Genomic DNA, 19564 nt, shown 5'->3' with positions numbered 1-19564 from the left:
GGGAGTGCGTGGAAGCACTGAATCGGGATGCATGGAAAGGGCTGTCTGCTGAGGAAAAGGAGAAGCGGCTGCGTGGTTTGGTCAATCATTTTCCCACAGGTATGATGTATGAAGGATTGGAGACATTTGAACGATTCGGTCAGCGAATCGAGACAGGTGTATTTTCGTATGATGAGCAGAGATTTGTGTTTGTGCCCGGTGATCGGGTGACACTCGGCTGGGATCGTTGGCAGGATGGGATGAACGAGGAGACTTCCGCGGATTTGCTGGAGACGGTCAGTGAGTATGGTGTGGAGGATGTGGATTCTTTTTTAAGTAGCCAGATGTCTCCGGTTAGAGAAGTGCACATTGCTCCCATGCTGGTGGAGTGCAGTAACCATTCCCTTGGCTGGCTTGAAGTGACGGAAGCTGAAACGATGGCGCAGGAGAATGCTTATTTTGCAGAAGAGTTGGAGAAATTCAAGCTGTCAGATCTGAACCAGTATGAGCTGCATCAAGAGTTCCGTCTGGTTCGTCAAGGTGAGGCAGTACAGATATTTTGGTTCAATGAAGATTTGACGTTGGATTATTTAATCGATGAAGAAGAAAAAGCGGGTTTTGATTTGCTTACTGAAGATGAGTGGGAGTATTTGTACGGTGGGGGCTGCCGCACGTTATTTCCATGGGGAGACAGCTTTGAATACACGATGAAATTGAAGCATTTTGGAAGCCTCGAAGAGGTGAAGGGAAATGTAAGTGAATCGGCAGAGTCGGACCCTTCCCTAATAGTAGAGGATGACCGTCCGTATGATTTGGAGCTGCCTAACTTTTTTGGTGTCCAATTTGCTGGAGATCCCTATAACTATGAGCTTACGCTTGATACGTCTGGAACCATGATCCCCAAAGGTGGCGACGGTGGCGCGATGATCTGTGGTGGCATGGGGCCGTTGGTCGGATTTCTACCCGCTGCTGCGGTATACTATCGTGATGGTAATGCAGGTGAGTTGGACTGGGAGGATATGATCGATTATATGAACTATCGGAGAGTGATTCGTTTAACCGATTTGGCGGTGTAATTGAATAGAAAGATAATAGCGAGTTCATGGGAACTATCCTTGGCGCAATTGAAGTGCACAGAGTAATCTTTTTCCGGTTGGTATTCGCTATTGTACAGGAAAAACACACATCGAATCTGCCCCTGATCACAGGAAGAACAGAATGATGTGTGTTTGTTATGTTGCATGATTTTCAGTGTGTTTCTATGATTTTAGCTGCGAAGTTATTTCACTTTTTGCACAGATACAGCCATTTGCTCCAGCTGTGTGTGAGTCAATGCGTTATTTGCTGAGCTGAGGGTCACATAGCGATCATCCAGTTTGAATGTCAGCATGTCGGTTTGATCCGGGGTATACCATTTGGCAGTAACGCCGTTTGGCAGTTTAACATTTTTGCCGTCGTAGCTAAAGGAATAGTCTTTAGGTGACACAGTGACATTCATGTGATTGAAGACAAAGTTTACACCATCGCCTCCAGCAGCTACGTTTTTGAATGAATCCCCGGCAATCATCTGTTGTGGTGCGTAAGCAGTCTCGAATCCTTGGAATTTCGCAAATGCTTTGCGGATGGCAGCCGACTGTTCTTGGGTATATTTCACATCAGCGAAGCCCGTAACGCCCTGATCGTTGCCTTGTACCTTTTGCACAGATACAGCTACTTGCTGCAACTGAGCCTGAGTTAGCTTATGGTCAGGTGAGCTTATTGTGACATAACGATCATCCAGTTTGAACGTGAGCATACCCGTTTGATCCGGTGTGTACCATTTGGCTGTGACGCCATTGGACAGTTTTACATCTTTGCCATTATAACCGTCCGAATAATCTCTTGGAGACACATCCACTTTCATATGATTGAAAGTAAAGCTTACTCCATCGCCACCAGCGCCTACACTCTTGAACGTATCACCTGCAATCATCTGCTGAGGAGCGTATGTTGTCTCGAAGCCATCGAACTGGGCAAATGCATTTTGAATGGCTGCTTTTTGCGCTGCACTATAGGTTACATTGCTCAATGTGGAAGGATTGCTTGTCGCTTCTCCGATGATGACCTGTCCTTTTTTACCGTCATACGATACAGGTACATGCAGCGCATCAGCAATGGCACGTACAGGCAAGTAAGTTGAATTGTTGTAAGTGATTGGAGCCAGTTTATTGCCATTGCTATCCGTTGGTGAGTATGCCGCACCGTCTACTTTGAAGCTGATCCCATGGTTGAAATATGCCGAGATTTTCTCCAGCTGAGTACCTGCGAATACGCCCGTTGCTCCTGTTAATGTCATGCCCAGTACCATCATCGTTGCTGCGGATTTTTTTAAGTTTTTCTTCATGTGTATAACTCTCCTTTAAATTTTGTTATTTATAATGGCTTGCTGTCCTTATGGCTTTATATTACCCGCTGAACATATCCAGAATAATTCTGAATTATCTCCAACTTGTAAACATGTTCATATTCCAAATATGTAATGGGGAATTATACTGAAATTAGTTAACAGTAAAAGATAAATGAATGGAGTGTGATCGAGATGCTCGAAGATCGTCAGCGATGGAACCAACAGCAAAAGGAATTAAAGTCGATTCTGTTGAAGCCTTCTCATTATGAAAGAGCGTTGGAATTATTGGTCATTCAGCATGCCACGGTCCATTCAGCGGGTATTGTTGAACCTCCGGTGTGGTCGTTTGAAGATGAGGTTCTGAATCCCTTGCCGGAAGAAACCTTTCGACGCCTGCCTAAGTCAGGAGCGAATTCCATTGCCTGGCACATCTATCACTCCACCCGAATTGAAGATATGACGATGAATACACTAGTTGCCAATCGAACGCAGGTCATTTATGAAGACCACAACTGGCTGCAACGGATGAATATTAACGTTCATGACACCGGCAACGGGATGGATGAAGAGCGGTTGCGTACGTTGAGTACTTCTGTGGATATCTCGGCATTACGCGCATATCGTCTTGCGGTAGGATTGCGAACATCGGAGATCATGAAGATGCTGACACCTGAGGAATACAGAAGAAAAGTGGAGGTTGAGCATTTACGTGGGCTTCGGGATGCAGGAGATGTTACCAAGGAGGCGAGCTGGCTTCTGGAGTATTGGGGCAATCTGACCGTTGCGGGATTATTTTTAATGCCTGCAACCCGGCATCATTTTGTTCATTTGAATAAATCCTTGCGGATCAGCAAATGAGGGTAATTATGATCGACATTGATTCGGTGGAAGCTCACTACAAACATGGGCAATATTCTGGACTGCTGCCATACCTTACGGCAAGGCAACAGTTCGAAAATGATGAAGAATGGTCCTCAAACCATGTGAGGAATACATTCAGTTCACTAAATACAGGACAAAACCTCCTATGCCGAGAACGATGGCACCAACGTATACATAGGTAAGTTTGCTCAGATTTTGCTTGGTCCTGCGATCATACTCGGGGTTGCTGGTCTGATTCGCTTTCGAATTCCCGATGATCATTGTAGCAATTCCACCGAACAGGGCAATGCCAACAATTAATATATAGGGCAGCAATGTCATGCGATGACCTCCTTCATTGAAATCAATCGTTCTGTTCATTGTACTTCAAGTTCACCTTGGATGTAAGCTTTTATTGATAAATAAAGGAAAATAAAGTCCTTCACTTACAGTATACATGCAGCGCTGAATAGCGCGGATTACTATATTTTTAAAATTTTAAAATTGAGATAAACCTTGTTGTGGCGCACATTCGCGGCTTTCCTGGACGGAGGCTGCGATTTTTTTTGCCCAGAGAGGTGATCCAGATTGAAGAACCCTGCGTTACACCCTATGAAGACGACGACGAGGAAACAAAGGATAAACAAATCAAACTGAGGAGTGAACACGTAATGAAAATGAAAATGAAGAAATTTATCGCACCCATGCTGAGCTTGACGTTATTGATGCCAGGAATCGCCGGGGCTGCATCAGCACCACAGACACCAATGACTACGATGAAGGCAAGTGTGAATACACCTGCTGCTGACCTGAGAGCAAGCCTGGATCACTTGTTATCCGAACACTTTGCACTCGCAGTAACCGCAATGGCGAAAGCATATGACGGAGCAAAAGATGCAGATGCAGCTTACAAGGCACTCGACCAAAATGCATTGGATATGCAGCCGGCAATCGCTTCCCTTTACGGTGATGCAGGAGCCAAAGAATTCGAACGAATCTTCCGCGCTCATAACAAATATACAGACGATCTTGTGAAAGCAACTAAAATGGGTAACCAGGCTGGAATCAAACAGGCACAGGACAATATCAACGGTTTTGTAGAAGAATTCTCTACATTCCTGAGCACAGCAACGGAAGGCAAATTGCCAAAGGCAGCAGCCAAAAATGCTTTGAAAGTACATGAAGATCTCGTGCAAAAAGTATTTGATGAATATGTCGCAGGTGACTATTCAGATGCATACAAAGCTTACCGTGAAGGTTTCAAAGAAATGTTCGATGTGAGTAAAGCACTTTCCACAGCAATCACAACACAAATGCCTGAGAAATTCGGGAACAGCAAAGCGGACACACCAGCAGCTGATCTAAGATCTGCACTGAACCACTTGGCTTCCGAGCACTTCGCTCTGTCGGCTCTGCAAATGCAAGAACAATATGATGGCCGCACAGCAGCATCGAATGCACTGGTTACAGCTGAAGCTGGAAACACAGCGGATTTCAAAGCAGCGATCGCTTCCATTTACGGTAACGATGGTGCCAATGCGTTCGAGAAAATTTGGGTAACCAACCATGTGAATGCACAAAGCGACTATGTAACAGCTGTTAAAAACAATGATGCAACAGCTCGTGCAGCTGTCGAGAAACGTATTGACGGATTCACGACGGAGTTCGCGACATTCCTGGACTCCGCAACAGCTGGCAACCTGCTAAAAGCTGCCGGACAACAAGCATTGACTACACATGAGAAGCAAGTACAACAAGTATTGGATCAATACGCTGCGGCTAACTACGTAGGTTCGTACACAACGAACCGTGAAGGATTCAAAGTCATGTTTGGTGTAGGTCAAGCCCTGGGTAATGTAATCGTGACTCAATTCAATGATAAATTCCAAGAGCAACCCACTACACCAACCATGCCTGAAGCAGATACAACAATCGTATGGATGCAACTGAACAGCAAAATGCTGAAAATCAATGACAAAACAACCAACATGGACACAACACCAATGCTTTGGAAAAACACAACCTACATTCCACTGCGCTTCCTGAGCGAAGGTATTGGTGCAACCGTGAAATGGGATAAAAAAGCACAGCAAGTAACCGTAATGGCTGGTAATGATACGCTGAAATTCTGGGTGAACAACAACGTTATGGAAGTTAACGGCAAGAAGAAAAATGTGGGTGCAACTGTCTTTGTTAACAAAGATGGACGTACGCAAGTGCCACTGCGTTTCATCGCTGAGCTTCTTGGCTGGGATGTAAAATGGACTCAAAAAGACGGCTCCATCACATTGACTAAATCCATGTAATCACTATTATAAAAGAAGAACGAAAAAAGCTGCCCCATACGGCAGCTTTTTTCGTTTCAGCATCTTTACCTTCATCTTTCTTGGTTAATCTGCAATTCAATCTGTATAACATGGACGCAAAAAGGCCACATCAAAATATTCAAATATTTGGTATAATCAAGGCAGTCAGCAACCTCGCCGCAACATGTTATTTATCACAGTGCGGTGGTGGACTGTACATAATCGTAATCACTAGCCCGTTGGAGTCATGTATGTTGTATTATTATTCGGTATGATCAAACAAGAAGAGGGGGTTCAAGCGGATGGACACAGCTTCAAAGCCTGAGCGACGGGCAAAAAATATTGATACCCGTCTGTTTATTGCCTGGGCCGTATCAGTCATTGCGACTGGAGGCAGCCTTTATTTTAGTGAGATTAAGGGATATATCCCCTGTGATCTGTGCTGGTTCCAACGGATCTTCATGTATCCGTTAACGATTTTACTGGGCATTGCCTACTTCAAGGATGACGTGGGCATCACCAAATATGTTCTTCCACTTAGTTTCATCGGAGGCGGGATCTCGCTATACCATGTAACGATTCAGCGTATTTACTCGGCTACGGGTAGTTCAGTGGCATGCGGCCAAATTCCATGTTATACCGATTACTTGAACTGGTTTGGTTTTATCACGATTCCGTTACTTGCACTGATCGCATTTATCATCATTATTGTTATGCTGTGGGGAATTGGCAAAACACCAAAATCTTCTTCATAAGAAAGGACAGATGATTGATGAGCGGACAAGTCCGTTGGTTCATGCCCTTCATCATTCTGATTCTCTTGGCGGTGGGGTGCTCCTATACGGAGCAATCCCAGTCCGGTGAGATGCCGGAGATGATCAAGGTACAGCTTGTGATCCCGGACAAGGCTTCCCTCCATAAGCCCGTGTCATTGCAGGTGAAGCTCACTCAGGGTGGTGTACCGGTAATCAATGCGGATCAAGTTCAATTTCAGATCTGGAATGAACTCGAAGATGCCCCCGCTGTCTCTCCTGAACAGGGAATGATGTCTGCGGACAAGCTGGAGGAGCAGGGGGCTCTGAAGGCAAGCGAGGCGGAGAAGGGTCTTTACGAGGTACAGTATACGTTTGAGCAGGCAGGTACGTACGTGGTACAGGCTCATGTGACACATGAAGCCATGCACAGTATGCCCAGAGGGAAGATTCAGGTGGAGTAGAAACAGAAGGGTTCGGCAATTGGTTCAGGGCATGAGATACGTTTATAATAATAAAGATATGAAGAATGTTGTAGGAAAAGAGGTTGTTATGGCAACAATTCATGATGTTGCACTCAAAGCAGGGGTTTCCGTAACTACCGTCTCTCGTGTATTGAATAACCGGGGGTACATCAGTCAGAAGACGCGGGACAAAGTATACCAGACCATGAACGAACTGAACTACCGCCCCAATGAAATTGCCCGTTCTCTGCTGCGCAAGCAGTCGAACGTTATCGGTTTGATTATTCCTGATGTGTCACATCCGTTTTTTGGTGAACTGGCCAATTATATCGAGTATCATGCATATCGGAACGGGTTCAAAATTATGCTGTGCAACTCACACATGGACCCTTCCAAAGAGCGAGAGTACGTGGAAATGCTCAAGGGCAACCGGGTCGATGGGATTATTATGGGGAGTCACACGCTGGAAGTGGATGAGTATATGAATCTGCGTTCTCCCATTGTTACATTTGACCGCAGGATTGGTGGCGACATCCCGTTTATTTCATCTGATAATTATCAGGGCGGCGTGATGGCGGCTGAATTACTGCTTGCCAAAGGCAGACGACACGTGGCACATATCTGTGGCAATCTGGAACTGCAAATGCTGTCCAACCGCAGAACATCAGGCTTTCTGGATACACTGGAGGCGCATGGAATTAAGCCGGTCATGGTCCATGAGACCGACCTGAATGTGTTCAGCCAGCATCAATATACCGAATTGGTCGAAAAGCTGCTTGCTCAACATCCGGAAGTGGATGGCCTGTTCGTCACCAGCGATCTGATGGCGATTCATGCCTTGAAACAGATCGTGCTCGATGGGCGCAAAGTTCCCGAAGATATTGCAATTGTTGGGTATGACGATATCCGGGCAGCAGGTTATGCGGTGCCAGGTATAACGACCATAAGGCAGCCTATTGAGTCCATGGCAGAGTTAGCTGTCGAGTTGATTCGAAGCCAGATCGCTGAACAGGAAATTGGAATGGAGCATATTTTGCCAGTTACACTGGTGGAGAGAGAGACGACCTGAACAAGGTCGTTTTTTTGAATACGTTTATTTCCCTCCATCATTAGAGGGAGAAAAACCTATTCATTTTTTGTGTCAAACGATTGACATGTCAAACCTTTGACATTATAATCTGTTTTGTAAGCGTTTCCTCAATTATTAACGAACGGGGGCCAGGTCAGATGAAAAGAGAGCAAAAATGGATGAGGTTATCAATATTGTCCTTCATTGTGGTTGTTATGCTAACGGCTTGTGGCGGTGCAAAGACAGGAACGGGGACAGATTCGACCGCCTCATCCGATGGTGAGGTTAAAATTACACTTCTGAATTCCAAAGCAGAGATCAACAGTCAGCTGGAACAGGCAGCCAAAGATTTTCAGTCCGAGAATCCCAATATTACGCTGGAAATTGTGCCTGTAGGCAACGGGCAATCCCCGTTTGAGAAAGCTTCAGCCCTGTATGCATCAGGCAACCCGACAACGATGATGATGCTGGATACAGGGGACGTGGAGAAATTCAAGGATCGTGTTCTGGATCTGACTTCGGAGAAGTGGATGAAGGACGCCGTGGAGAACAGTACAGCGGCTACTACATTTGACGGCAAAAACTATGCATTTCCTTTCTCGATTGAAGGTTACGGTTTTATCTACAACCAGAAGGTGCTGGATCAAGCGTTAGGCGGCACTTTTGATCCCCAAACGGTACACACGACTGCGCAGCTTGAGGATCTGTTCAAGAAGATTGCAGCTAACGGGAAATCTCCTTTGATCATCTCTCCGATGGATTGGTCGCTCGGTGCTCATTATCTCGGGCTTGCGTATGGTGGGCAGTCTCCGGATCTCGCCAAAGTGGATCAATTTGTTAGCGATCTCAAGGCAGGCAAGGTGGATCTTGCTTCCAACACCGTCTTCAGTGGCCTGATGGATACGTTTGATCTGATGAAAACTTATAATATTGATAAAGCTTCCCCGTTATCCGGCACGTATGAACGTGGACCCGAAGTGCTTGGCAAAGGCGAAGTGGGCATCTGGTTCCAAGGCAACTGGGCATGGCCGCAAATTCAGAGCTTTGATACAGCGGATGGACAATACGGATTCCTGCCTGTCCCTGTGAGCAATAATCCGGATGATTTTGGCAATACGCAAATTTCCGCCGCCGTATCCAAACGCATTCTGATTGACAAGGAAAAAAGTACACCAGCACAGCAGGAAGCTGCAAAGAAATTCCTGGACTGGATTGTCTATCAGGACAAAGGGCAGGATTTTCTGGTGAACCAGGCCAGCATCATTCCCGCATTCAGCAACATTACCCTTCAACCGGATAATCCACTGGGCAAATCAATCGCTGAATACATCAAGGCAGGCAAAATCGAGGAATCCATGAGCACGCTTCCGGCCGACCATTGGTCCAAACTGGGTGCTTCCATGCAAAAATATTTAGCTGGCGTTATCGACCGCAACGGCCTTGCGAAGGAAATTCAGGGTTATTGGACCAACGTAAAATAAATACGGCACAAATGATAACCGGAGCAGCTCCCCCGCAATGGGGCGGAACAATCCTGTACCTGCTACCTCCGGGCGTCGGTGTTAGAGATAGAGAGTGAACGGTATGCCGGGTACGACAGAAGGGCGGACAATCATCTGTCCCGCCTTTGTCGTTTCCGGCCAAACCGACATTTAATACACTTGGATAGAGTGGAGGATGACAATGCTGACCGAAAAAGGATTGTGGGACCGCCTGCGCACCCGTCTTGTTTTCACAGGCCCGACGCTGTTTGCGTTTGCTACCGTCATGATTATTCCGTTTTTGTACGGCATCTATTTGACATTTACGAACTGGGATGGCATTGCTGTGGAGCAAAGTCTTGTGGGCTGGGACAACTATATCGGCGTGTTCAAAGATACCGTGTTCTGGACATCGTTCGGAATGACGCTTGAATATGTATTCATTACCGTGGTATTGACCAATGCGGTTGCATTTCTGCTTGCTTATGCGGTAACACGCAGAATAAAGGCTCAGGGCCTGTTCCGGGCGGGTTTCTTTTTGCCCAACCTGGTTGGTGGAATTGTACTCGGCTTCATATGGCAGTTTATTTTCAATCAGGTACTGGTATTCGCTGGACAAAAAATGAATATGCCGTTGTTCGCAGCCTCTTGGCTATCGGACCCGGATAAGGCCTTCTGGGCACTTGTCGTCGTCACCGTATGGCAATATGCCGGATATATGATGGTCATCTATATTGCCGGGCTGATGAATGTACCCAAGGATGTGATGGAAGCCGCCAGCATAGACGGGGCAAGCAACCGCAAGATGCTGGCACGAATCGTTCTGCCTTTGATGGTGCCTTCATTTATCGTGTGCATTTTTCTGTCACTCCAACGGGGATTTATGGTCTATGACCTTAACGTCTCCCTGACTGGCGGCGGACCGTTCAAGAGCACGGAAATGGTGTCCATGCATGTGTATGAACAGGCTTTTCTCGCACGTGATTACGGGCTGGGCCAAGCGGAGGCATTTGTCCTGTTTATCCTTGTTGCCACCATTACATTGCTCCAGGTCTATTTCAGTAAAAAACTGGAGGTGGAGGCATAATGGCTGGACAATCCCGCGTGTTTGGTTTGGCGAAGCTGCTCTCTTTAATGCTAGCGCTGATTTTGTTCATTTTTCCGTTTCTGCTGCTGATCACGAATTCGTTCAAGGCCAATCAGGCCATAACCTCCGACCCGCTGGGCCTGCCATCGTCCTTTCAATGGAATAATTACGTTGGCGCCTTTAATAAAATGGGATATATCTCCGCCTTCGGGAATTCGTTGCTGATTACAGTGGCGGGGGTATTGCTTATTGCGCTGCTCGCGGCGATGACGGCCCATTATTTTGTACGGCATAAAAGCAAGCTCAACCAATATCTCTTCTTTCTGATGGTTGCAGCGATGATTATTCCTTTTCAGGCCATTATGATTCCATTGGTGAAAATATACGGCTCTCTCGGGATGCTGGACAACAAATGGTCGCTGATCTATATGTACATCGGCTTTGGCAGTCCACTAGCCGTATTCATCTATCATGGCTTTATCAAGAGCATTCCGCTGGAACTGGAAGAAGCGGCTCTGATGGATGGCTGTGGCCGAGTGCAGACCTTTTTTCGCATCGTATTGCCGGTGCTGCTGCCCACAAGCGTAACCATTAGTGTGCTGAATGTCCTGTGGATCTGGAATGACTTCTTGCTGCCCTCCCTGGTACTGACTTCATCCGAGCAGCGTACGCTGCCGTTATCCACTTTTTATTTCTATGGTACCTACACGGTCGATTATGGCCCCTTGATGGCTGGTCTGGTGCTGACCCTGCTGCCTGTGCTGGTGGTGTATCTGTTCGCGCAAAAATATATTATACAGGGTGTGATGCAAGGGTCCATTAAATAATCAGCTTGAGGCAAATTGCGTTAGAGAGACAGGAGTGATGGACATATGAGACAGGAACCAAACGTAAAACAGGATTCCGATAGCCAATCGCTGGATACATCGCATCAGACACAGGAAATCTATACACTTGCTCGGGCTGATGCATACATCAGGGAAAACCAGCAACAGGTTAATCCAACATATCGCATGGCGTATCATTTAATGCCTGAAGTGGGCTGGATGAACGATCCTAATGGTTTTGTATACTACAACGGGATGTACCACATGTTCTATCAGCATTATCCTTACGCTCCGGTATGGGGGCCAATGCACTGGGGGCATGCGATTAGCTATGACCTGATCACTTGGTCTTATCTTCCGGTCGCGCTCGCCCCGGATCAGAGCTATGACAGTGGGGGCTGCTTCTCAGGCAGTGCAATTGTTCAGGGAAGCAAGCTGTTGCTCATGTACACCGGGCATGTCGTAACGGGACCAGACAAGGACAACGATTACCGGCAGACGCAGAATATTGCTGTATCGGACAATGGGATTGAGTTTGTCAAAAGCACGCTGAATCCGGTCATCCGTCTGGATCAGATTCCGGAACACACGAGTCCGAAGGACTTCCGTGATCCCAAGGTATTTGAACGGAACGGGATATATTATTGTGTATTGGGCTCCAATGATACGGCAGGTCATGGTTTAATCCTTCTGTACCGTTCGACGAATCTGGAGGAGTGGAGCTATGTCAACGTCTTGGCCCAAAGCGATGGAACGCTTGGAGACAATTGGGAATGTCCCGATTTATTTTCTCTCGGCGGTCGGGATATTCTGATCATGTCTCCCCAACGCATGCCGTCCCAGAAGGATAATTATCGCAACTTGCATTCCACCGTCTACATGATAGGCACACTGGATGAGAAGCGAGGCGTGCTGGAATATGATCAATATCATCCGCTGGATTACGGATTCGATTTCTATGCACCACAGACAACAGATGATGAGCAGGGACGTCGTATCATGGTGGCCTGGATGGAGACGTGGGAGACTGATATTCCAACCCAGCATGGTCACGAATGGGCAGGGGCGATGACGTTGCCGCGCCAGATTGTTCTGAAGGGGGAGCGATTGTTCTTCCTTCCAATCCCGGAGCTGGAGCAATATCGTTCGGATAAGATCGAACAACATGACATCCACCTGAACGGCTCACTGGATTTGGGGATGCAAGGAGAACGATACGAGTTGTATGCTGTCTTTGAGGCAGGCTCGGCAGAGCAATTCGGATTGAAGCTGCGTACAGGTGAGGAGGAGGAGACGATTCTCATCTATGAAGTGGAGCAGCGCAGACTTCTTCTTAACCGGGATCGTGCGGGAGCCGGCCCCGGAGGGGAGCGTGCAGCAGAGGTGGAACTGCAGGACGGCAGACTGGAGCTGCGAATTTTTGTGGACGTTTCGTCGGTTGAGGTATTTATCCAGGGCGGGGAGAAGGTCATGACAGCACGCATATATCCAGGACCGGAATCCACCGGGATTTCAGCATGTTCCTCGGGGGAGTGTACCTTGCTTGAAGTTCGGAAGTGGGATCTGAAGGTATAGGTTGATTCATCTTTTTAAAAAAGCATGCGTTGATTTTGTACTCTAATATACTGAACTGTTTTCATGCGAAGGTGTATTCGCTCGAAAACAGTTCATTTTGCTGTAAACGAAAATTTTTCGATATGTAAAATCCAGGTGCAAATATACCTTGACCTTGAAGTATACTTCAAGGTTTATCCTTGATGTATTACAACATGTTGGAGGTAAGAACGATGAGAATTTTGGAATGGATTATGGTCATTGTGAGTGTTATTAGCGCAGTAGTCATGTTGATGGCACCCAAACGTCGGGCAATGAAAGTGGGTACGTTGTCGGCACTGGCACTGGTTGTCCTATTGCATGGGGTAATCGATCATTTTCGTGTGCAGCTGCTGCCCACCTATATCGTAGCCCTTGTTTTACTGATTGTATTGGCGATTCAACTGTGGAAGTCCGGACGCCGTATGCAGAACATACAAAAACCGAAACGTCGTTCGTGGTTTAAAACCATCTTGGCATCCATTCTGGTGCTAGCTCTCAGTGCAGGTTCAATTGTGTTGACGTCGCTTTTCCCTGCATTCACGATGCCTGAACCGACAGGTTCATTCGCCATAGGCACCTATTCGCAGCAGCTAACGGATGAATCCCGCGAAGAGACCAAGACAGCTGAAGCGGGCGACAAGCGAGAACTTATGATTAATGTCTGGTATCCTGTAGATCAGGAAACAGCCAAAGGATTGCCGCTAGAGCATTATCCTGCCGAGTTGGGAGAGGCGATCAGTCTCGTATTTGGCATTCCACCAGTGGTGTTCAGTTACCTTGATACGATTCCCACGCATGTGGTTAAAGGCGCTGAGGTGTCTGCCGCACAGAGCAAGTATCCAGTGTTGCTGTTCTCACCTGGCGTACGCTCAGCACGCTTTCAAAGTATGACTGCGATTGAGGAACTAGTAAGCCACGGCTACATTGTTGTTGGGATCGACCATCCGTATACTTCTGCTCAAGTGACATTCCCGGATGGACATGTTGCTTCTTATGAGCCGGATCCTGACTATCCAACGTCAGAGGAATTATATCAACATAATATAGAAGGTGTTGGTATTCGTGCAGCTGACGCAAGCTTTGTACTGGATACGCTCACCCAGTGGAATAAACATGATCCGAATCAACTGCTCGAAGGCAAACTTGATCTGGATCATGTGGGTATCTTTGGTCACTCCTACGGTGGTGCTACAACAGCGGAAGCGCTGGCGCAGGATAGCCGTTTCAAAGCAGGACTCAGTTTGGAAGGCGGATTCTGGGGGACCGTATCCACGACAGCCTTGAAACAGCCGTTTATGTATATCATGTCGGGTGAAACAGCCAAAAGTTTGGACCCGAACGTCAGTGCCAAGGATAAAGTGTTTTATCCCGAGTTTGAACCCGATTTGGATCGGGTGATGACAAGCAGTCTCAATGACACGTATTACTTGACCGTGGATCATTTCTTCCATCAGAGTTTCACGGATATTCCGTTAATTTCACCGAAAATGTTTGCCAAGGGCATAATACCAGAGCATAATGTGGACATTACAAGATCGTATACATTGGCATTTTTTGATCGTTACTTGAAGGGAGAAGAGAAGCAGCCTTTGCTGGAAGGGCCGTCAGCCCGTTTCCCCGAGGCAACCTATGATACCAAGTATACCAAGCTGCGGAGCAATCTGGCGGAATAACGCGAAGATGGATGGAGGAGTAGCATGAAGACCATGACAAGAGGAGAGTTAGCCAAACGTACGGGTGTGAGCATGGCAACGCTCCGATATTACGAGGACAGCGGAATTCTGCCTGCTCCCCGTCGTTCGTCCAACGGATATCGTGTGTATACGGAGGATTATCTGGTTAAGGTCAAATTCATTAAGGATGCTCAATCGCTGGGTTATTCCTTAAAGGAAATACAGGATACGTTGCAACTGCTTAGTCAGGAGGACATGGAGAGTGAAGCACTAAAAACACTCGTACGTGACCGAATTGAAGAGATTCAGTTGCATATTGATAACCTGCAGCAGATGCAGACGCTTCTTGCCGGGTTACTCCTGACGCCAGAGCACGATATTCACAATTACATTGAATCTTTTCGGATCAACAAGGAAGATGGGAATTCATAAGGTAACCCTGTAACCAATAAACACCTTCATAGATCATCCCTGACGCGTCTGGCGTGAGAGATATCTTTGAAGGTGTCTTTTATGTTTCTGGTTATTCATAACGATTCAGAACAAGCCTGCTTCGCGCAGGAAATGGTGCACAATTTCCGTCTGATATTTGATCCGGTCTGAACGGTCCAAACTCCAGCAGGTCTCCACCGTAACCGAGCGGGCCTGAAGCAGGCGAGCTGCGGCTGTTCGTGCTGAACCGGGCAACTCGTGTTGCTTCAGAATGAAGTGCCTGTCACGAATGGGAATCGACCGATTCATTCGTCCTATAATTCGTTTGCATACCGGAATAGCCCCATTGCCTGGGTTGGTAATCAAGGTTTGTCCCAGTACCCGCGAGCTGCGTTGGGATAATCCATTGGCTTCATGCAGGTCAAGCCACCAGGCAGGTCCATATTGACTGGCAAGCCGAAAGACTGCGAAAGCAAGCGGGTGTTTGGCTTTGCCAGAAATATGCCGCGGGAACGTGCGATTTAAATCGGGCTTTCCTCGGCTTTTGTTTCGATAAGCCTTCTGATTCACTCGTGGAACAATAATGAGGAGTCCACGAACCACGTGTCGTCGCCCTGCCATGCAGTCATTAGCCAGCTTCTGCGCAGCGGCTATGCTCGCGGTTTCATTTCCATGAACTCCCGAAGTAATCATGACGACGGAACCGGGCTTCGTGCCTCGAACGAGGTAATAGGGAGTAGCGTGTGCAGTGGACGCAGCAAGTGTGTGTTTGGTAACAAGCATGACACTTCACCTCCGCTATTACAGTACGTCATGTCCTCCCCGCATGTAACGGCATTTGAACAGGCCCTGATCGAGTTCTGAATAAATAGGCCAGTCAATACACTCGATGAATAATATCCTCGAAATCCGGTTCTTTCATCTCGACATCCTCAATCTCGCCCCATTGTTCGAGCTGCTTCAGAATGTCCATCGTGCTCCACTCTTTTCGATTCACTTCGACAGTGACGATCCGGCCCTCTGCCCCTGTAATCTGAATGGCGGATGATATGGCATCCGGGATATGAAACGAACCGCGATATGTCACCCGGATAAGCGTTGGCAGACCGATGGTGTCGCGCAGAGAGGGGATGGAGCCGTCATATGTAAGTTGACCGTGATTGATCACCATCACCCGGCTGCATAGCTGCTCAATGTCGTCCATGTCATGAGTGGTCAGCAAAATCGTTTTGCCAAACTCCTCATTTAATGTACGAAGAAATTGACGAATGTTCCGCTTCGCGTTCACATCCAGTCCAATCGTCGGCTCATCGAGAAAAAGCAATTCAGGATCATGCAGCATGGAAGCTGCCAGATCGGCACGCATCCGCTGTCCAAGAGAGAGCTTGCGGACAGGCGTAGCCCAGAACGATTCAAGATCCAGCAGCTCGGCGAACTGGCCCAAACGTTTCGTTTTGTCCTCCGTACGGACTCCGTACATCTCGGCCAGAATATCATACGAATCCTTCACGGGCAGATCCCACCAGAGCTGGCTGCGCTGTCCGAACACGACACCGAGGCGTCCAACCGTGCGGCGTCTTTCCTGGTGTGGATTCATGCCACCGAGCAATACCTCACCCGAGGTTGGATGAAGGATGCCCGTTAGCATTTTGATCGTGGTGGATTTGCCAGCCCCATTCGGGCCGATATATCCAACAAATTCTCCTTTGCCAATATCAAAGCTAATGTCTCGAACTGCTTCCTTGGACAGATACTCACGTGAGAACAAGGTGCGAAGCCCGGAGAACCGGCCCTCGCGTACCACGGGGGTTTTGAATTCCTTTTGCAGATGCCGCGCTGTAATCATAGTCATGACGATATTTTCCTCCTTAGCTACCTGTACTTTGATATTTGGTTATACCGAATTTCCAGAAACGCAGACTTGCGGCCAGACTCAGGACGGCTACAACGACAATCGCAACAAGAACCCATGCACCTAATTCGCCCCGAAGCAGATAGAGTGACGGAACATAGTTGACGAAACCCACCGGGATCACGGTCAGCAGAATGCCAGAAATCCATTTGGGATATAACGTCAGCGGATATTGGGCAGCGTTACGCGCCGCATCCTCGGTGATGGTCTGCAGCTCTTCAATGCGTGTGGTCCAGAATCCAAGCGTTGCCGTGGCAAGCCCAATCGAAAAAAGAATAATAGCACCGGTCAGGATGACGAACAGAGAGAGGGGAATGGCGGTCCAGCCGATCTGTCCGCTATGCATCATGCCTGCGAGAGACCAGCAAAGAATAAACCCGCCTTGTAACACTTCACCAGCCATGATGCGGAAGTTTTGTGGCAGTAAGGCCAGCAATACGGGCATTGGACGGGTTAACAGTTGATCGAGTTCGCCGCCGACCAGATATTTTTCCAAATGATGCACTTCGTTGCCAAACGTTCGATATAGTGTCTTGGATAGGGTCATGATCGCGAAGAGGAAACCAATTTCATGAAGGGACCAGCCTTTAATGGCTCCGAATTTGTGCAGCACCAGAGCAACCATCAGAAACTCGGAGATTTGAATAAATGCGGCCAGAACGGAGGCCATGATGAAATTGAACTTGTATTGCATCCGACTGCGGATGCTTGTTCGAATGAGCATTTTATATAAAGTAAACCAGGAAGTTGTTTTCATCCGCCCTGCACCTCCACTTTACGGCGCAGCAACTGGGTGATCGCCAGACAGACGAACGTCATGAGGACGCACCAAATCAAGGTTCCCCATAACAAGGAGCCGTTTTCGTATCCCAGATAAATTCGGGTCGGTACATAGAGCAGGAAAGGATAGGGTGATAACCAGGCGATTCGTTCCAGCCAGTCTGGCAGCCATTCCAGCGGAATGAAGAAACCAGCGAGCAGATTCATCATGGCGTGATTGCCCCAATGCAGCCAGGAGGACTCCGTAGTCCACATCGCGGTGGCGCCAATAATGTAATTCATACAGATGGATAAATAGGATGCGCCGGCAAGACCAATTGCGGCTAATAACAGGGTTGAGGCTTCTGAGGGCCATTGCAGAGAAAATACGATGGAGAAGAGCAGGTAAATCGGAATGCTTTTGTACACGAACTGGTAGGAGACCTGCCCCCATTCACGTGCCATCAGGTGGGTAAACAGATGAACCGGCCTCATGAGATCAAGCGCGATCTGCCCTGTCCTGACCGTGAGTGGAATACCAAGTCCATTGGTGAGAAAACCCGAGATCCAGAGAGAGGATTGCGTAAACGCAATGTAACTGACCATCCCCTGTGTCCCGTATTCTCCGAGAGAGTGATCGGCCCCGATGCCAATCCAGAGACAGGCATACATGTAACCGAACATGGCGCTTGCCAGGTTATTTACCATGTGGGACCCGCGGTATTGCAGATTTCGGGAATAGGCTTTGGAAGCCAGAGTGAAATAAAGCATGTGACACCTCCGATAAGTTGGTTGAACGGCGTTTCCGTTCACTTCAGTCAAGGCGAAAAAGAGAGAAGGACAACAGCATACCAATTAATTCCTTCACAGGCAAGACATTTTTTTGGCATATACCGGAAGAAATGAGGCTGTTCAACAATGCGCCACAAGACAGCGGTTTGTCCGTTCCTTTATAATTGGGGAGCAAAGACGCAAACGTTTACAATATGAACTATTCAAATTTTAAATAATCCGCCGGGCATGTGCCTGACGATTGAGGATACAGCTTCAACAATCCGGCAAGAGAGAAGGTTGGAATGAGGAAAATTGCATGGGTCACGGACAGTACGAGCACACTCGATCCGCTATTTGCTGAGCAGAATCATGTGTACATCGTACCTCTGCGCATCGTTTTTGGAGAGGAATGTTATCGGGAGACGGAAGACATCTCGTCGGAATTGTTCTATGAGAAACTCGAGGGGGCTTCACACGCAAGCAGTTCACAGCCGCCGATTGGTGAATTTATTGAACTGTATGAATCGTTGAAAGGCCAGTACGATGAGATCATTACCATTCATTGCTCCACTGCGCTTAGCGGAACACTGCACACATCGATGCAGGCTGCCGAGATCGCAGGTGTGACGGTTACCGCCATTGATTCCAGAGCAGGCGCTTATCCGCTGCGGGAGATGATTTTGCAAGGACTGGAATGGCAAAAGCAAGGCCATACTGCATCCGAAATCAAACTTCACATCGAACAGATGATTGATAACATGTCCTTTTACCTCATTCCGGCCAGTCTTCAGCATCTGCACCGCAGTGGGCGTGTCTCGGGGACCCAGCTTATTCTTAGCCAATTGTTGAAAATTCATCTGCTCCTTCGATTCGAAGAGGGCAAGGTGGTTGTGAATGAGAAAATTCGTACGTTCAAACGGGCCAAACAGCGCATGCTGGATGTGCTCAAGGTGGATATGGGGAAAGTGAAGCATGTATGCATCATGCATGCAAACAATCAGGAAGAAGCCGTTACAATTAAACAGCAGATTGCAGATCTGCTCCCCCGCTTGAAGACGGAAATTATGCCTTTTATCCCTGTGGTAGGAATTCATGCAGGTGCGGGAACGATTGGACTGTGCTGGATACGAAGCGAGACGGTATAAGGTTGTAAATGAGACCTGACAGGAGGTTCACTTTGAAACATGAAGTGGCGATCCTGCCGGG

The 19564-nt window shown here is 47.7% G+C and carries 19 protein-coding genes; 13 read left to right on the top strand and 6 right to left on the bottom strand.

What is annotated here, in order from left to right:
• Positions 1-8 precede the first annotated feature (8 nt).
• Positions 9-1055 carry a hypothetical protein gene (locus tag ACFVQB_RS29810; protein WP_379447976.1) on the top strand — a complete coding sequence of 349 codons (1047 nt, stop codon included), beginning with the start codon at positions 9-11 and terminating at the stop codon, positions 1053-1055.
• Between the two features lie 203 nt (positions 1056-1258).
• On the opposite strand, the gene ACFVQB_RS29805 is transcribed toward ACFVQB_RS29810, so the two are convergent.
• A complete protein-coding gene (locus tag ACFVQB_RS29805) occupies positions 1259-2362 on the bottom strand; it encodes a stalk domain-containing protein (RefSeq protein WP_379447974.1) in 1104 nt (367 codons plus the stop codon).
• A gap of 195 nt (positions 2363-2557) precedes the next feature.
• Between ACFVQB_RS29805 and ACFVQB_RS29800 the strand changes: the two genes are divergently transcribed.
• Positions 2558-3223 carry a DinB family protein gene (locus ACFVQB_RS29800; RefSeq protein ID WP_379447972.1) on the top strand — a complete coding sequence of 222 codons (666 nt, stop codon included), beginning with the start codon at positions 2558-2560 and terminating at the stop codon, positions 3221-3223.
• A gap of 138 nt (positions 3224-3361) precedes the next feature.
• On the opposite strand, the gene ACFVQB_RS29795 is transcribed toward ACFVQB_RS29800, so the two are convergent.
• Positions 3362-3568, bottom strand: coding sequence for a hypothetical protein (locus ACFVQB_RS29795; RefSeq protein ID WP_113055449.1), 207 nt, complete (start codon positions 3566-3568; stop codon positions 3362-3364).
• A gap of 335 nt (positions 3569-3903) precedes the next feature.
• Between ACFVQB_RS29795 and ACFVQB_RS29790 the strand changes: the two genes are divergently transcribed.
• The 10 genes from ACFVQB_RS29790 to ACFVQB_RS29745 all read left to right on the top strand — a co-directional run bounded on the left by ACFVQB_RS29790 (position 3904) and on the right by ACFVQB_RS29745 (position 14913).
• Positions 3904-5532, top strand: coding sequence for a copper amine oxidase N-terminal domain-containing protein (locus tag ACFVQB_RS29790; RefSeq protein WP_379448160.1), 1629 nt, complete (start codon positions 3904-3906; stop codon positions 5530-5532).
• Positions 5533-5834: 302 nt separating this feature from the next.
• Complete coding sequence (locus ACFVQB_RS29785) at positions 5835-6287, top strand: disulfide oxidoreductase (protein WP_379447969.1); 453 nt, start codon at positions 5835-5837, stop codon at positions 6285-6287.
• Between the two features lie 17 nt (positions 6288-6304).
• Positions 6305-6748, top strand: a complete 444-nt coding sequence (locus ACFVQB_RS29780) for a FixH family protein (protein ID WP_379447966.1) — start codon at positions 6305-6307, stop codon at positions 6746-6748.
• A gap of 88 nt (positions 6749-6836) precedes the next feature.
• Positions 6837-7817, top strand: coding sequence for a LacI family DNA-binding transcriptional regulator (locus ACFVQB_RS29775; RefSeq protein WP_379447964.1), 981 nt, complete (start codon positions 6837-6839; stop codon positions 7815-7817).
• 158 nt (positions 7818-7975) lie between these two features.
• Complete coding sequence (locus ACFVQB_RS29770; RefSeq protein ID WP_379447962.1) at positions 7976-9298, top strand: ABC transporter substrate-binding protein; 1323 nt, start codon at positions 7976-7978, stop codon at positions 9296-9298.
• Positions 9299-9500: 202 nt separating this feature from the next.
• Positions 9501-10385, top strand: coding sequence for a carbohydrate ABC transporter permease (locus ACFVQB_RS29765; RefSeq protein ID WP_379447951.1), 885 nt, complete (start codon positions 9501-9503; stop codon positions 10383-10385).
• Entirely contained in the window at positions 10385-11212 is an 828-nt protein-coding gene (locus ACFVQB_RS29760) for a carbohydrate ABC transporter permease (RefSeq protein ID WP_379447948.1), read from the top strand. Before ACFVQB_RS29765 ends, ACFVQB_RS29760 begins: the two co-directional genes overlap by 1 nt.
• A 45-nt stretch (positions 11213-11257) precedes the next feature.
• Positions 11258-12787 carry a glycoside hydrolase family 32 protein gene (locus ACFVQB_RS29755; RefSeq protein WP_379447946.1) on the top strand — a complete coding sequence of 510 codons (1530 nt, stop codon included), beginning with the start codon at positions 11258-11260 and terminating at the stop codon, positions 12785-12787.
• 212 nt (positions 12788-12999) lie between these two features.
• Positions 13000-14481, top strand: coding sequence for an alpha/beta hydrolase (locus ACFVQB_RS29750; protein WP_379447944.1), 1482 nt, complete (start codon positions 13000-13002; stop codon positions 14479-14481).
• Between the two features lie 24 nt (positions 14482-14505).
• Positions 14506-14913 (top strand): MerR family transcriptional regulator, encoded by a 408-nt coding sequence (locus ACFVQB_RS29745; RefSeq protein WP_379447941.1) that lies wholly within the window; start codon positions 14506-14508, stop codon positions 14911-14913.
• A 105-nt stretch (positions 14914-15018) separates the two neighbouring features.
• Here ACFVQB_RS29745 and ACFVQB_RS29740 read toward each other — a convergent pair whose 3' ends face one another.
• The 4 genes from ACFVQB_RS29740 to ACFVQB_RS29725 form a co-directional block, all read right to left on the bottom strand.
• Entirely contained in the window at positions 15019-15696 is a 678-nt protein-coding gene (locus tag ACFVQB_RS29740; RefSeq protein WP_379447939.1) for a M14 family metallopeptidase, read from the bottom strand.
• A 94-nt stretch (positions 15697-15790) separates the two neighbouring features.
• A complete protein-coding gene (locus ACFVQB_RS29735) occupies positions 15791-16759 on the bottom strand; it encodes an ABC transporter ATP-binding protein (protein ID WP_379448158.1) in 969 nt (322 codons plus the stop codon).
• Between the two features lie 22 nt (positions 16760-16781).
• A complete protein-coding gene (locus ACFVQB_RS29730) occupies positions 16782-17582 on the bottom strand; it encodes an ABC transporter permease (protein ID WP_379447937.1) in 801 nt (266 codons plus the stop codon).
• Positions 17579-18355, bottom strand: a complete 777-nt coding sequence (locus ACFVQB_RS29725; RefSeq protein ID WP_379447935.1) for an ABC transporter permease — start codon at positions 18353-18355, stop codon at positions 17579-17581. The genes ACFVQB_RS29730 and ACFVQB_RS29725 overlap by 4 nt, the downstream gene beginning before the upstream one ends.
• A gap of 305 nt (positions 18356-18660) precedes the next feature.
• Between ACFVQB_RS29725 and ACFVQB_RS29720 the strand changes: the two genes are divergently transcribed.
• Complete coding sequence (locus ACFVQB_RS29720) at positions 18661-19503, top strand: DegV family protein (protein WP_379447932.1); 843 nt, start codon at positions 18661-18663, stop codon at positions 19501-19503.
• The last annotated feature ends 61 nt before the right edge of the window (positions 19504-19564 follow it).

It is taken from the genome of Paenibacillus sp. NPDC057886 (assembly GCF_042796655.1).
Taxonomy (GTDB): Bacteria; Bacillota; Bacilli; order Paenibacillales; family Paenibacillaceae; genus Paenibacillus.
The sequence above is the reverse complement of the archived record's forward strand: the minus strand, read 5'-3'. Positions and strand labels throughout refer to the sequence as shown.